The sequence below is a fragment of the Microbacterium sp. zg.B48 genome (assembly GCF_024623505.1).
In the GTDB taxonomy this organism is placed as follows: Bacteria; Actinomycetota; Actinomycetes; order Actinomycetales; family Microbacteriaceae; genus Microbacterium.
The window spans coordinates 40,015-53,084 of the sequence record NZ_JANJFE010000019.1; the positions used below are offsets into that span (position 1 = coordinate 40,015).

Consider the following 13,070-nt stretch of genomic DNA (forward strand, 5'->3'; position numbering starts at 1 on the left):
ATGGCTGATGGCTGAGATGAGCGTCGACGCCCCTCGGGCTCTGCACTGGCGCCCACTGGCGGTCATCGCGCTGACCATCCCGCTGATGCTCCTGGTCGATTACGCGGTGTCGTATGCGACGGTCGTGGCGATGTTCTCGGGATCCGTGCCCCTCCTCGTGGTCGCCGTCGTCGTCGCCTTCGTCCTGCTCGTCGGGGCGATCGTCGCCGTGAGCAGGGCGTTCACGGGAAAGCTCACCATCCTCGGTGCGGCGGCCGCCGCCGGCCTTCTCGCGTGGGCGGGCGCGTTCGGCTTGGTCAACGGGATCCTCCGTCCGCTCGCGCTCCACGAGGACGTCCTGCTGCATGTCGCGGTGTGTGTCATGTCCGCACTGGCCCTGGGTATGTTCCTCGGCCCGTTGCCGCTGCGGATCGCGGGTGCGGCATCCATCGTCGGGCTGATCGCGCTCCTCGTGCTCCCTCCGACGCCCACCGAGGTGGCGGAGGTCGAGCACGCGCGGACCGAAGCCGCGCAGGTGGACGCGGCTCGGTCCACGTGGATGGATTCTGGAAGGTTCCCTCTCGTCACGGACCTTCCGGGCTGGTCCAACGTCGAGCTCAGGGCCACGGGGGCAGACGCAAGCACCTGGGTGCGCAGCGACACCGGCGCGGTCGCGCGCATCATCGCCCAGTGGGACACGCCCCCGCCCGACCCGCTCGCACCGTGCAACTTCATCGGCGGGCCCGGACTGGAGTGGGATCGCGGCTTCGACCAGTCGCCCTCCTGGTGCATTCGGTCGGGCAATCAGTGGTCGCGGTCAGATGGAAGCGCCGTCTACGTTTTCGACGCGGGCACCACCACCTGGATCACCGCATTCGGCGGATACGACGCCGAGCGGGTCGGTGGATCAACGGCTGCCGCCCCGCAGGACATCGCCGCCCTGCTCCCCTCGCTTCGGACCATGAGCCGCGAAGAAGCGGCGCGATACCTGCTCCCGACATTCGACGGCATGAACAGTCCCGAGGTGCAGACCCCCGGCTTCTGAGATGAGGTGCACCGCGTCTCAGTCCGGTGCGGAAGCTTCGCCGCCTCGGTCAGAAGGCCACGACCAGGATCTGTGCGATGAGGATCTTCACCACCATCGCCGCGGGGTACACCAGCGTGTAACCCACCGTGACGCGCATGTCGTAGCCGGTGCGGGTGTTCGCGAAGCCCAGCAGCGCCGGATTCGTGAAGGTGCCCGCCATCACCCCGCCCAGGCGCGTGCCCTCGGTGCGCAGCGCGAGACGCGCGACGGCGTACGTGCCCGCGGCGAGGAGCGTCGTCATCGCGGCGCCCAGCACCAGGAGGCCGACGATCTCGCCCGATGTGATCGCCGAGCCGATCAGCGACCCTGCTTTCGTGCCCGCGTAGGCGAGGAAGAGCACCAGCCCCAGCTCTGCCAGCACGTTCGCGGCCGTGGTGGGCAGCGTCGTCACGATGGGGCCGACGCGGCGCACGCGGCCGAACACGAGACCGGCGATGAGCGCACCCGCCGCCGGGCCGAGGGCGAACCCGCCGCCACCGGGCAACGGCACGGTGACGGCGCCGAGCGCGAGCCCGAGAGCGATCCCGACGCCGAGCGCGACGGGATTGATGTCGGTCATGCCCCGCTCGGAATCGCCGATGAGCGTCGTCAGCGCGGGTATCTCGTCCCGGGGGGCGACGACCTGCAGCCGATCGCCCTGCTGCAGGACCACATCGTCCGCACCGAGCATGTCGGCATCACCGCGTCGCACCCGCGGCACCGTGGCCCCGAAGCGTTCACGCAGCCCGAGGCTCCCGAGCGGACGGCCGGCGAGCTCGGGGTTGGAGAGGATGAGGCGGCGGTACTCCAGCCGCGACCGGTCCTGGACGATGTCCAGGGATGAGGTGTGCCCGAGTTCGGCTGCCACCGCCTCGACCGCCTCGCGCGGGCCGACGACGTTGACCACTCCGCCCGGCGGGAGCTCGGTGTCCGGGCCGACGACGACGTAGTCGCCGCCGCCTTTCGAGCGCAGCCGCGAGAACGTGATGCGCCCTCCGTAGCGACGGCTGAGCGCCCCCGCCGTCGGGCGATCGGCGGTGTCGATGCGCACCGCCTTGTTCTCCAGCTGCGTGGCGGCGTGGTCCTCGGACGCCCGATGACGAAGTGCCAGACTGACGGCCGCGATGGGGGCTATCACGCCGAAGACGTAGGCGCTCGCGTACCCCACCGTCGCCTCCGGGCTCCCACCGCTCGCCGCGAGTGCCGGCGTGTTCGTCACGGCGCCCGCGAACGTGCCGGCGATCGTCACCGTCGAGAAACCCAGAGCGCGACCGAGCAGCAGACCGGTTGCCGCCGTGGCCAGCAGGACGGCGGTCACCACGAGGAGCAGCGGGTAGGCCGTGCGGAGGGTGTGTCCGAAGCTCGGTCCGGCGATCAGACCCACACAGAAGGCGAACACCACCAGACCGGTATCGCCGATGAGCGCCGGCAGCTCGATGGTCACGCCGGTGGCCACGCCCCACGCAGTGAGGCCCATCGCGGCGAAGAGGACGCCGATCGCACCCAGCGACACCCCGCCGACGCGCACACGCCCGAGCGCGGAGCCCAGCCCCACCAGCAGGAACGCGGTGAGCACTGGCTGCGCGGCCAGGAAATCGAACACCGGTCGCATGCCCCCGAGTATGCTGCCGGGCGCCGCGCGAGGATAGGTCCCGGTCTGTGCACGCTCCAGCGATTCAGTCGCCCCGACCGTGCACCGGTCTGGCGTTCGCCGGCGGTTCTCCGACCTCGTGGATGGTGTGGCCGCCGCAGGGCGTCTCGGTCACGCTGGCTCGCTCGATGCGCGACACGGTGAACCATCGCATCGCGTTGCGCAGCCTGCACCACCCGACGAGGTACCACCGGCCGTTCGGGGTTCGGGGACGCCTCGCGGGGTCGCGAGGGTGGAGTCGGTCACCCTCGGGCGAATCGACGGATTCCGGTGATCAGGAGACCGACGGCGAGCGCTCCGACGCCGCCGAGCAGAACGGGAAGCCCGACGCTTCCACCGGTCTGTACCAGATCAGTGCGATCAGCGAGGTGACGTAGCGTGCGAGCGCGAAGAACGCAACGGCAACGACCCGCTGAGTTCCGTTCTCCGCGCACTCCGGATCCGTGAAGGACGACCTGAAGCAGCTCGTTCGGCGCGGGGTGAGGCGTGTGTCGGCGTCGCGGTAGGACGCGCGGCGCCCGGTCTCATCGCTCCATACCCTCCACATGCGCCGCCATCTTGTCCAAGCACTGCTGGAGCCCGCTCGCGGACAGATCTCTCGCCTCCGCGGTCGTGTAGCCGGACTCAGTCATCCGCAACCGGGTGCCCCCGTCCGGTGTCGGGGTGAGCTCCACCATGTGCTGACCTTCATCCGGCACGCCCGGCGGGATGCCCGCCTCTGCGGGGGTGATGTGGTTCCCGCCCGCGTCCGTAAACGTGAACACGTAGCGCAGCAACCGTGGCGGATGAAGCTCCGTGATCGTCCAGGTGCTGTGCTGTTGGAACCCGCCCCACGCCGCTGGGGCTTGCATCGTGACCCGGATGCGCCCGCCGACGCGGATGTCGGCCTCCGCGCGGGGACACGTGAAGCCTTCCGGGCCCCACCACATCCGAAGATCCGCGGGGTCGGTCCACGCGCGCCACACGTGCTCTATGGGCGCACCGAAGCTACGTTCCACCTCGACATCGAATGTTGATCCAGGCATGACATCCCAATCAGTAGTAAAATGCAACTGAAAGGTATCGACCGGGATGAAAGGTGTCAAGACCCGATGAAGCACACTGTCGCCCGTCGTTCCGAGTGCCCGATCAACTTCACTCTGGAGTTACTGGGAGACCCGTGGTCGTTGCTGGTGGTCCGCGACATCGTGTACTTCGGCAAGCGAACATTCGGCGAATTCCTGAGCAGCACGGAGGGGATGGCGCGGAACATCCTCAGCGCACGCCTGACGCGTTTGCAGGAGCGCGGGATCCTGCAAAGCGCGGTGCATCCGACCGACGGGCGCAAAGAGGTGTATACGCTCACCGAAACTGGCGTCGGTCTCGTGCCGCTGCTCCTGGCTGCAGCGGACTGGGGCGCCGAGCATGCGCCATCCACCGACGCCCCGCCCTGGTGGATCGAGCTCGTGCGCGAGCGGCGAGATGAGCTCACCCAGCTGATCAGCGAAGCGGTGCGCGAGGGGCGCTCCGTCTTCGTTGGCGGCGACAGCGTCGTCGCGGAACTCGCCGGCAGAACCCCCACCCGACCGAGTCGAGAGAGCGGGCAGCACACCGTCGGCCCGGAGTGATCGAACCGGGACGCCATCGGCGTCAGGCCGCCAGGCCCGGGCGGCTCCGCGCAGCCGTCGAACGTTCCCGACGTCTGGCACACCCTCGAAGACGATGAGCCACGCCATCGCGATCAGCATCCCGTCCAGTTCAGCTCCAAGGCAGGCGACGGAGTCAGCGTGGTCGTCCATCCACTGTTGAGGCGCTCATCCCGGGACGTCCATGCTCGCGAGAGCGGTAGTGCGATCGAGTATGAGACGCCCGGTACCGGCGACGTCGTCCGCGCTCCATGCCAGTGCGCCGTCGCGGATCGTCGCCTCGTTCATGGCGGCGCCCGATCATCCGTCCACCAGCCATGCAGCCAACGATCGCCGGAGGCGACGCGATGCTCCTCCACAGCGGCCTCGAGCGCGGCTGCGGGCAACTCGCTGGACACCCAGAACTCGCTGATGTGCGGGGGATCGGGCGTGATGTGCAACTCGGGAAGGCGCCGGAAGCCCTCCGCGACGATCTCCGCGTGTCGATGCCAGGTGCCCATGCAGTCGAGCCGGGTCTCAAGTCCGTCCAGCGCGTCGATGATCGCCGGAACTGACGAAACACATTCCTGCCGTACCGCACTCGCCACACTCGCGCCTCGCGACCGAAGGCCTCGTCCCCCGCCAGCACGGCCCCCGACATCCCGCCGAGGCCCTTGTGCATCGACACGTACACCGATGCGACCGGCTCTACGATTTCGTGCAGTCCGCGTCCGAAGCCGTGTCGCCTTCGTCGAAGACGAACAAGTCCTCGATGCTGCATTGGAACGTCGCTGCGAGCCTGAACGCAACGGGTAGCGACGGGTCGTAACGGCCTTTCTCAATCGAAATGATCGTCTGGCGTGACACTCCGAGTTCGTCGGCTAGTCGTTGTTGAGACCAGCCCAGGTCTTGGCGGCGCTGCGGAAGCGTGTTCTTCATCAGGTGGCGGACTTCTTCAGCCACAGGTAACGCGCTGCGACATCGAGCATGGTGAAAAGCAGCACTCCAGCAAGCACCAGACCGACGGATGCCTCGATCTGTAGCAGCGAGAATCCGGCTGCGCCCAGCCCGCCGATGATCAGCAGGTCATGGAACGCACCGCTCGCCGCCTTGTGGTACCAGAAGGACTCGACGGAATCGTCGGGGTTCTCGAGTGCTTCCGAAAGGGTTGCGCGGTCGACGAACAGCACCCAGCCCAGTGCTGTCGCGACGGGGAAGGTCCCCACCATGACGAGCGCGAAAGCGAGTATCGGACGTTCGGTGGGGGTCACTGACACGAAGAGTCCGCCCGCGCCGGCGGAGACGAGCCCGCCCATTAGTAGTGACGCGCCCAACAATGTTGCGGAACCGCCGCCGAAGTGAGCGCGCCCCCAACGGCTCCGCATCGTTGTGCTCTCATCCATGTCGTCCGCCTTTCTCCGAGGCTGAGCGTCTCTTGCGCTAGTCCCCGATGTACAGGAAACTTTACAGACAAGGTTCCTTTACATCAAACGCGTGCGGTGAGCCGGCCGGCATCCGCGCGCCTGTCACGAATGGGTCCGTGAGGCGACCAATAGCGACAGGGGAGCGTGTTCAGCTCGCCGCCGGGCGGCGAAACGAACCCCGCGGGTCAGAAGCGGTCGGGGCAGGGGTTGCCGTAGCCGTAGCGGATGACGACGTCGGTGTGCCGTCTTGATGGAGTCGACCTTGATCGTGGTGAGGTCATGGAAGACCACACGCAGCACGTCGGTGGCAAAATCATTCCCAGCATCGAGCGTGACGACATCATTCTTGATCTCGATCATCATCTGCGATCGCACATACGGCCTGCTGAGCAGTCGAGCGAGGTTGGTGAACTTCCCCCCCCATCCCGAACGCTGCGCACATCGTTGACCAGCAACCCTGCCGGCAAAAGCGAAACCCCCGCCATGTAGAAGCTAGGCGAGGGTTTCTGGGGTGACTGTAACGGTCACCCGTGTGGCTCCGACGGGCGTCGATCCCGTGACCTCACGATTTTCAGTCGTGCGCTCTACCAACTGAGCTACAGAGCCGCGCGGCATCCGAAGATGTCACGTCCTAGACGAAAGGCCCTCTTCGAAAAAAGGGCCTGTCGCCGTGGAGCGACCCTGACGGGACTTGAACCCGCGACCTCCGCCGTGACAGGGCGGCACGCTAACCAACTGCGCTACAGGGCCATGCGTATTAAATTATGTGTCGGGCGTGACCCCAACGGGATTCGAACCCGTGCTACCGCCGTGAAAGGGCGGCGTCCTAGGCCGCTAAACGATGGGGCCGGATGAACCCGGGGGCTCACCGTTACCGACGCTCAAGCATACGCAATCCAACGCTGATCCGCCAATCGACCACGCGGACTGCGAAGAGCGCGGTAGCCCTCAGTCTAGGGGGTCACGGGCACCGCATTCGTTCAACCAGTCCGATTCCTCCGCTGCGGGCGCGCCAGCGGCTCCGATCGCCCGTCGGCAGGTGAAATGGGTGGAGCGAGCTGCCGGCAAGGAGCAGGATGGGAGCACGCGAAGGTTTTCGTTGCGCATGTGACTGATGTTGCTAGTGTGAGGGAAGTCAACCCGCGACGGGAGGATCCGTGGAGCCCGAAAAGACGCTGGACGAGTGCGGCTGCGGCCCATCGCCGTCCGAGCGGCGTGCGCTCTGGCCCGCCGTGAGCCGTCGTGGCGCCCTGGGGCTGGGACTGCTCGGCGTGGTCGCTCTGGGGGCGACCGGCGGTCCGGTGATCTCCTCCGCGTTCGCCGCGACGTATCCGTCGTGGGACGACGTGCAGGCGGCCAAGGCGAACGAGGCGGCCAAGGCCGCCGAGGTCACCAAGATCCAGGGGCTGATCCAGAGCCTCAACAACGAGGTGGCGCGCACCCAGGAAGCCGCGCGCCTGGCCTCCGACGTCTTCTACGAAGCACAGCAGGCGTTCTTCGCGCAGGCCCGGCGTGCCGACGAACTGCAGGCGCAGGCGGATCAGCAGGCCGCACAGGCCACGGACTCGGCGAACAAAGCCGGTCGCCTGGCAGCCCAGCTGTATCGCAACGGCGGCGATGACACCTCCCTGGAATTGTTCTTCGCCGGCTCCGCGGCATCCACCGATGACCTGCTGGCCCGGCTGGGCACGATGGACAAGCTCATCGAGCGCAACAGCGCGGTGTACTCGGACGCGGTCATGGCCCGCGACTCGGCGCAGAGCCTCAGCGATCAGGCCGTTGTCGCTCGTGCCGAGCGCGACCGCCTGCAGCGCGACGCCGAGCAGAAGATGGTCGTCGCGCAGGAGGCCGCCAACGCGGCACAGGCTGCTCTGGATGCCCAGACCGCCAACCTCGCGACGCTCCAGGCCCAGCTCGCCGCACTGCAGGACACCACGACCAAGACGGTTGCCGATTACCAGGCGGGCGTCGAGGCAGCCCGCATCGCCGAAGAGAAGCGTCAGGCGGAACTGCGCGCCGAAGCCGAGCGGCGGGCAGCTGAAGCCGCAGCGGCCGCACCGGCCGCAGGCGGCGGCGGCGGAGGCGGCGGAGGCGGCGGCGGTGGCGGCGGTGGTGGCTCAGGGTGGTCGCGACCCGGCGGCGGCGGCGTGTCCTCCGGCTACGGTCCCCGGTACGTACAGTGCGGCAGCGGCTACTGCTCCAGCGGCTACCACGAGGGCACCGACCTGGGTCAGGCGTGCTGGTCGGGCATCTACGCCGCGTACCAGGGCACCGTGGTCTACGCGGCATACAACGGCGGCTACGGCAACTACATCAAGATCGATCACGGCAGCGGCGTCGCCACCGGGTACGCGCACATCTCGGACGGCGGCTATTACGTCCGGCACGGCCAGTGGGTCAACTCCGGCGACCTCATCGCCGCGACCGGGCAGACCGGCAACTCGTTCGGCTGCCATCTGCACTTCGAGGTGTACCTGAACGGGCGCACCACCAATCCGGCCCCCTTCCTGGCGGACCGGGGCGTCTGGCTCTGACCCGCCGGTAGCCGGGCGCGGGCACGTGACGGGACCCTGCGGTAGCCGGGCACCGGCACCGGACGCAAAAGGCGGACGACGCGCTGGTGCGCGGCATCCGCCTTCTGGTCGGATCGTCAGACGGTCTTGGGAGCTACACCCTCACCCTGCGTCTTGGTCTCGCCTTCGTGCTCGGCGAAGCGCACGATCGCCTCGTCGAGGATGCGGTCGGCCTCGTCCTTGCCGCCCCACGCGTCGACCTTGACCCACTTGTTGGGCTCGAGGTCCTTGTAGTGCTCGAAGAAGTGCTCGATCTCCCGCTTGGTGAACTCGGGGATGTCGTCGAGGTCCTGGATGTGGCTCCAGCGGGGGTCCTTGGTCAGGACCGCGACGAGCTTGTCGTCGCCGCCGGCCTCGTCCTTCATCTTCAGCACGCCCACCGGGCGCACGTTGACCATCACGCCCGGGAACAGGGTGACATCCAGCAGCACCAGCACATCGAGCGGGTCGCCGTCTTCGCCGAGGGTGTTCTCGAAGAACCCGTAGTCGGCGGGGTAGCCCATCGGTGTGAACAGGACGCGGTCCAGGAAGACCCGCCCGGTGCCATGGTCGACCTCGTACTTGACGCGGCTGCCGCGGGGGATCTCGATGACGGCGTCGTGTGCGCCCATGCGTGTGCTCCTTGGATGACGGGTGTGGATGCCGCGGACCAGCCTACTCGCGAGCGTGTGCCGTCAAAAAGCGGGGAGAAATCGGGCGCGGCGCCGGTGGGCGGCGGGTCTACAGCGGTCACGCCCGCCGGTTTGACGTTCCCGCGGCGATACCGTGGGAGCGTGGACGCCCGCCCCAGCCTGGATCCTGCCGTCGCCGAGGTGCGACTGGCGGTGCGGACGGCGCTGTCCGCGCTGCCGCCGGGCGAGACCGTGCTGGTCGCGCTGTCCGGTGGCGCCGATTCGCTCGCCCTCGCGGCGGCGACCGCCTTCGAGGCCCCCAAGCTCGGGCTGCGTGCGGCGTCGATCACGATCGATCACGGGCTGCAGCACGGCTCTGCGGATGCCGCGGCGCGGGCGGCCGGTCAGGCGCGGTCCCTCGGGCTCGACGCGCGCATCGTGCCCGTCGAGGTGGGTGCCGACGGTGGCCCCGAGGCGGCCGCGCGGACCGCGCGCTACGCGGCGCTGGCCCGCGAAGCGTCCGCGATGGGTGCGCGCGCGGTGCTGGCCGGGCACACCCTCGACGACCAGGCGGAGACCGTGCTGCTGGGGCTCGCGCGCGGGTCCGGGGCGACCAGCCTGCAGGGCATGGCGCCCGCCGCCGAGCTGGGCGCGGGAGTCGCGCTGCTGCGGCCCCTCCTCGGCGTGCGCCGGGCGACCACCCGCGCCGCCTGCCGGGCCGCGGACCTGGAGCCGTGGGAGGACCCGCACAACGCCGACCGTCGCTTCGCCCGCGTGCGCGTGCGCGAGGCCGTCCTTCCGGTGCTCGAGGCCGAACTGGGCCCCGGGATCGCCGAAGCGCTGGCCCGCACGGCGGTGCAGCTGCGGGAGGATGCCGCGGCCTTCGAGGAGATGATCCAGGAGACCATCGAGGACATCGTCGAGCACGCCGAGGCGGGCATCTCGGTGTCGATCGCAGCGCTGGCCGCCAACCCGGCCGCCCTGCGCCACCGCATCATCCGGCATGTGGTCGCGGCCGAGTTCGGTTCGAGCCTGACGCGCACGCAGACGCTCGAGGTCGCCCGGCTGGTCACCGACTGGTCCGGACAGGGACCGATCGACCTGCCCGGATGCCGCGCCCGGCGCGTCGGCGGACGACTGGAGTTCACGGCATCCTGAGCGGCCCCGACGCGGGGCCGCGCTCGGCGTCGACCCGGCCCGACTCTAGACTCGGAGCATGCGAGCCTCGGACATCCAGAGCGAGATCACCGAAGTCCTCGTCACCGAGGAGCAGATCCTCACACGGCTCGACGAGGTCGCCGCACAGGTCGCGGTCGACTACGCCGGCAAGGATCTGCTGCTCGTGGGCGTGCTCAAGGGCGCGATCATGGTCATGGCGGACTTCTCCCGGGCGCTGCCGACCGTCGCTCCGATCGACTGGATGGCGGTGTCCTCCTACGGCGCCGGGACGAAGTCCAGCGGCGTCGTGCAGATCCGCAAGGACCTCGACGAGGACCTGCACGGTCGCCACGTCCTGATCGTCGAGGACATCATCGACTCCGGCCTGACCCTGAGCTGGCTGCTGGAGAACTTCGCCTCCCGGGGTGCGGCATCCGTCGAGGTGTTCGCCCTGCTGCGCAAGCCGGATGCAGCGAAGGTGCATGTCGACTGCAAATACGTCGGCTTCGACATCGCGAACGAGTTCGTCATCGGCTACGGGCTGGACTACGCCGAGAAGTACCGCAATCTGCGCGACGTGGCGATCCTCGCCCCCCACGTTTACAGTTGACGCGCCTCGACGCAATGCCGCGCAGCGGCGTTGCGCCGAGGCGGGTCAAGATCGAGTAGGCGGCGCAGCCGCCGTATCGAGATCTCTCCAGGCCGCGATGCCGCGCAGCCGCGAGCAGTCTCCAGGCCGCGATGCGGCCCAGCGGCGAGCAGTCTCCGTGCCCGGCAATGCCGCGCAGCCGCGAGCAGTCTCCAGGCCTCGATGCGGCGCAACGGCGAGCAGTCTTTTCCGCACACCACCGACCCGCGCCGGCTGATTACGCCCCGGGCGAATGCACAGTCTGGGCATAGGCAGCCCGCGATACCCTGATTTCACCGTCGCCGAGGCCCCGAGCCCTTGTGCGCACGGATCGTCGACGAAAGGGAACGGGCGCCGCCCGCACCATGGACCTGAAGAAGATCACCCGAAACCCGCTCTTCTACGTGCTGCTGATCGGGATCTTCCTGATCGTCGGGTTCTCGCTCATCTCCAGCCTTGGCGGAGCCAAGCAGATCTCCACCCAGGAGGGGCTCAAGCTCCTGGACGGTTCGACGGTCACCGAGGTCGTGAACACCGACGGTGATCAGCGTGTCGACATGAAGCTGTCCAAGCCCTACGAGGGCGCTTCCGACGTGCAGTTCTACTACGTCTCGGCACGCGCCGAAGAGGTCGTCGACGCGATCACCGCCGCCGACCCCGCCGACGGCTTCAACGACTCCGTGCCGCGTCCGAGCTGGTTCGACGGCATCCTCTCGCTCATGCTGCCGCTCCTGCTGCTCGGCGTGCTCTTCTGGTTCCTGCTCTCCAGCGCCCAGGGCGGCGGGAGCAAGGTCATGCAGTTCGGCAAGTCCAAGGCCAAGCTCGTCTCGAAGGAGTCACCCACGGTGACCTTCGACGATGTCGCCGGCGCCGATGAGGCCATCGAAGAGATGCAGGAGATCAAGGACTTCCTCAAGGACCCCTCCAAGTTCCAGGCCGTGGGGGCCCGCATCCCGAAGGGCGTGCTGCTGTACGGCCCTCCCGGAACCGGCAAGACCCTCCTCGCCCGGGCGGTCGCCGGTGAGGCCGGTGTGCCGTTCTACTCGATCTCGGGCTCGGACTTCGTCGAGATGTTCGTGGGCGTCGGTGCGAGCCGCGTCCGCGACCTGTTCAACCAGGCCAAGGAGAGCGCGCCGGCGATCATCTTCATCGACGAGATCGACGCGGTGGGCCGTCACCGCGGCGCCGGGATGGGCGGCGGTCACGACGAGCGCGAGCAGACGCTCAACCAGATGCTCGTGGAGATGGACGGCTTCGACCCGAAGGTCAACGTCATCGTCATCGCGGCGACGAACCGACCCGACATCCTGGACCCCGCACTGCTGCGCCCGGGTCGGTTCGACCGCCAGATCGGCGTGGACGCGCCGGACCTGAAGGGCCGCAAGCGGATCCTCGAAGTGCACGGCCGCGGCAAGCCCCTCGCGGAGGGCGTGGACCTCGAAGTCGTCGCCCGCAAGACGCCCGGGTTCACCGGCGCTGACCTGGCCAACGTGCTCAACGAGGCGGCGCTGCTGACCGCGCGCTCCAACGCGCAGCTGATCGACAACCGCGCACTGGATGAGGCCATCGACCGTGTCATCGCGGGACCGCAGCGCCGCACCCGCGTCATGCGCGACAAGGAGAAGCTGATCACCGCGTACCACGAAGGCGGTCACGCTCTCGCGGCAGCGGCGATGAACAACACCGACCCGGTGACGAAGGTCACCATCCTGCCCCGCGGCAAAGCGCTCGGGTACACGATGGTCCTCCCGCTGGATGACAAGTACTCCGTCACCCGCAACGAGCTGCAGGACCAGCTCACGTACGCGATGGGCGGTCGCGTGGCCGAGGAGATCGTCTTCCACGACCCCACCACCGGCGCCTCCAACGACATCGAGAAGGCCACCGGGATCGCCCGCAAGATGGTCACCGAGTACGGCATGACCAACGAGGTCGGACCCGTGAAGCTCGGCTCCGCCAGCGGCGAGGTGTTCATGGGGCGCGACATGGGCCACGGCCGGGAATTCAGTGAACGGCTCGCCGAGCGCATCGACCTGCAGGTCCGCGAGCTGATCGAACAGGCCCACAACGAGGCCTACCAGGTGCTCAACGACAACCGGGATGTCCTGGACCGGCTCGCGCTGGAGCTGCTGGAGAAGGAGACGCTCGACCACATCGAGCTCGCCGAGATCTTCAAGGACGTCAAGCGGCTTCCGCCGCGGCCGCAGTGGCTCTCCAGCAACGAGCGTCCGGTCTCGGTCCGGCCGCCCGTCGAGGTGCCGCGCCGAACGCACCCCGAAGGCATCGCCGCGGCCGTGGAGGCCGAGCAGGAGGCGCCCGAGAAAGCCACGAAGCGTCGTCCCAGCGGGCAGGCGCGTCCCGCGACCGCGTAGGCTC

General features: G+C 68.4%; 13 protein-coding genes, 3 tRNA genes and 1 pseudogene. 6 read left to right on the forward strand and 11 right to left on the reverse strand.

The genetic code is table 11. The features are described from left to right. Window positions 1-7: 7 nt before the first annotated feature. Window positions 8-1,024 carry a hypothetical protein gene (locus NQ152_RS15520; RefSeq protein WP_257524633.1) on the forward strand — a complete coding sequence of 339 codons (1,017 nt, stop codon included), beginning with the start codon at window positions 8-10 and terminating at the stop codon, window positions 1,022-1,024. Between the two features lie 49 nt (window positions 1,025-1,073). Here the strand turns inward: NQ152_RS15520 and NQ152_RS15525 are convergent, their stop codons facing one another. From NQ152_RS15525 to NQ152_RS15535, 3 genes and pseudogenes are all read right to left on the reverse strand, one after another. Then, on the reverse strand, window positions 1,074-2,657 hold the full coding sequence (locus NQ152_RS15525) for an aspartate:alanine exchanger family transporter (RefSeq protein ID WP_257500816.1): 1,584 nt from the start codon (window positions 2,655-2,657) through the stop codon (window positions 1,074-1,076). A gap of 64 nt (window positions 2,658-2,721) precedes the next feature. Continuing rightward, window positions 2,722-2,895, reverse strand: a pseudogene (locus NQ152_RS15530) (WYL domain-containing protein); the annotation flags it as partial. Between the two features lie 325 nt (window positions 2,896-3,220). Then, window positions 3,221-3,721, reverse strand: coding sequence for an SRPBCC domain-containing protein (locus NQ152_RS15535; protein ID WP_257500815.1), 501 nt, complete (start codon window positions 3,719-3,721; stop codon window positions 3,221-3,223). Window positions 3,722-3,787: 66 nt separating this feature from the next. On the opposite strand from NQ152_RS15535, the gene NQ152_RS15540 reads away from it, so the two are divergent. Beyond that, the gene (locus tag NQ152_RS15540; protein WP_257500814.1) at window positions 3,788-4,303 is read left to right on the forward strand and encodes a helix-turn-helix domain-containing protein; all 516 of its coding nucleotides are present in this window, start codon (window positions 3,788-3,790) and stop codon (window positions 4,301-4,303) included. Between the two features lie 302 nt (window positions 4,304-4,605). Here NQ152_RS15540 and NQ152_RS15545 read toward each other — a convergent pair whose 3' ends face one another. The 7 genes from NQ152_RS15545 to NQ152_RS15575 form a co-directional block, all read right to left on the reverse strand. Further along, complete coding sequence (locus tag NQ152_RS15545; protein ID WP_257524634.1) at window positions 4,606-4,821, reverse strand: hypothetical protein; 216 nt, start codon at window positions 4,819-4,821, stop codon at window positions 4,606-4,608. A 187-nt stretch (window positions 4,822-5,008) separates the two neighbouring features. Further along, on the reverse strand, window positions 5,009-5,239 hold the full coding sequence (locus NQ152_RS15550) for a helix-turn-helix transcriptional regulator (protein WP_257500813.1): 231 nt from the start codon (window positions 5,237-5,239) through the stop codon (window positions 5,009-5,011). Next, window positions 5,239-5,571: a hypothetical protein gene (locus NQ152_RS15555; protein WP_257524635.1), complete on the reverse strand. Its 333-nt coding sequence runs from the start codon at window positions 5,569-5,571 to the stop codon at window positions 5,239-5,241. The genes NQ152_RS15550 and NQ152_RS15555 overlap by 1 nt, the downstream gene beginning before the upstream one ends. A 255-nt stretch (window positions 5,572-5,826) precedes the next feature. Further along, entirely contained in the window at window positions 5,827-6,087 is a 261-nt protein-coding gene (locus NQ152_RS15560) for a hypothetical protein (protein WP_257524636.1), read from the reverse strand. A 170-nt stretch (window positions 6,088-6,257) separates the two neighbouring features. Further along, a tRNA-Phe gene (locus tag NQ152_RS15565) sits at window positions 6,258-6,330 on the reverse strand. 70 nt (window positions 6,331-6,400) lie between these two features. Next, window positions 6,401-6,474, reverse strand: a tRNA-Asp gene (locus tag NQ152_RS15570). 26 nt (window positions 6,475-6,500) lie between these two features. Continuing rightward, window positions 6,501-6,573, reverse strand: a tRNA-Glu gene (locus NQ152_RS15575). Between the two features lie 308 nt (window positions 6,574-6,881). Here NQ152_RS15575 and NQ152_RS15580 point away from each other — a divergent pair. After that, window positions 6,882-8,258, forward strand: coding sequence for a M23 family metallopeptidase (locus NQ152_RS15580; RefSeq protein WP_257524637.1), 1,377 nt, complete (start codon window positions 6,882-6,884; stop codon window positions 8,256-8,258). Window positions 8,259-8,374: 116 nt separating this feature from the next. Here NQ152_RS15580 and ppa read toward each other — a convergent pair whose 3' ends face one another. Beyond that, the gene (ppa, locus tag NQ152_RS15585; protein ID WP_257500809.1) at window positions 8,375-8,908 is read right to left on the reverse strand and encodes an inorganic diphosphatase; all 534 of its coding nucleotides are present in this window, start codon (window positions 8,906-8,908) and stop codon (window positions 8,375-8,377) included. A 162-nt stretch (window positions 8,909-9,070) separates the two neighbouring features. On the opposite strand from ppa, the gene tilS reads away from it, so the two are divergent. The 3 genes from tilS to ftsH all read left to right on the forward strand — a co-directional run bounded on the left by tilS (window position 9,071) and on the right by ftsH (window position 13,066). Further along, window positions 9,071-10,066 carry a tRNA lysidine(34) synthetase TilS gene (tilS, locus tag NQ152_RS15590; RefSeq protein WP_257524638.1) on the forward strand — a complete coding sequence of 332 codons (996 nt, stop codon included), beginning with the start codon at window positions 9,071-9,073 and terminating at the stop codon, window positions 10,064-10,066. A gap of 58 nt (window positions 10,067-10,124) precedes the next feature. Next, a complete protein-coding gene (hpt, locus tag NQ152_RS15595; protein ID WP_257500807.1) occupies window positions 10,125-10,676 on the forward strand; it encodes a hypoxanthine phosphoribosyltransferase in 552 nt (183 codons plus the stop codon). A gap of 383 nt (window positions 10,677-11,059) precedes the next feature. Next, window positions 11,060-13,066, forward strand: coding sequence for an ATP-dependent zinc metalloprotease FtsH (gene ftsH / locus NQ152_RS15600; protein WP_257500806.1), 2,007 nt, complete (start codon window positions 11,060-11,062; stop codon window positions 13,064-13,066). Window positions 13,067-13,070 lie beyond the last annotated feature (4 nt).

What these genes read in the sequence shown, in the direction of transcription:
- NQ152_RS15520 (WP_257524633.1), top strand. Translation starts at nt 8, where the DNA reads ATGGCTGAGATGAGCGTCGACGCCCCTCGGGCTCTGCACTGGCGCCCA.
- NQ152_RS15525 (WP_257500816.1), bottom strand. Translation starts at nt 2,657, where the DNA reads ATGCGACCGGTGTTCGATTTCCTGGCCGCGCAGCCAGTGCTCACCGCG.
- NQ152_RS15535 (WP_257500815.1), bottom strand. Translation starts at nt 3,721, where the DNA reads ATGCCTGGATCAACATTCGATGTCGAGGTGGAACGTAGCTTCGGTGCG.
- NQ152_RS15540 (WP_257500814.1), top strand. Translation starts at nt 3,788, where the DNA reads ATGAAGCACACTGTCGCCCGTCGTTCCGAGTGCCCGATCAACTTCACT.
- NQ152_RS15545 (WP_257524634.1), bottom strand. Translation starts at nt 4,821, where the DNA reads ATGGGCACCTGGCATCGACACGCGGAGATCGTCGCGGAGGGCTTCCGG.
- NQ152_RS15550 (WP_257500813.1), bottom strand. Translation starts at nt 5,239, where the DNA reads ATGAAGAACACGCTTCCGCAGCGCCGCCAAGACCTGGGCTGGTCTCAA.
- NQ152_RS15560 (WP_257524636.1), bottom strand. Translation starts at nt 6,087, where the DNA reads ATGATGATCGAGATCAAGAATGATGTCGTCACGCTCGATGCTGGGAAT.
- ppa (WP_257500809.1), bottom strand. Translation starts at nt 8,908, where the DNA reads ATGGGCGCACACGACGCCGTCATCGAGATCCCCCGCGGCAGCCGCGTC.
- hpt (WP_257500807.1), top strand. Translation starts at nt 10,125, where the DNA reads ATGCGAGCCTCGGACATCCAGAGCGAGATCACCGAAGTCCTCGTCACC.
- ftsH (WP_257500806.1), top strand. Translation starts at nt 11,060, where the DNA reads ATGGACCTGAAGAAGATCACCCGAAACCCGCTCTTCTACGTGCTGCTG.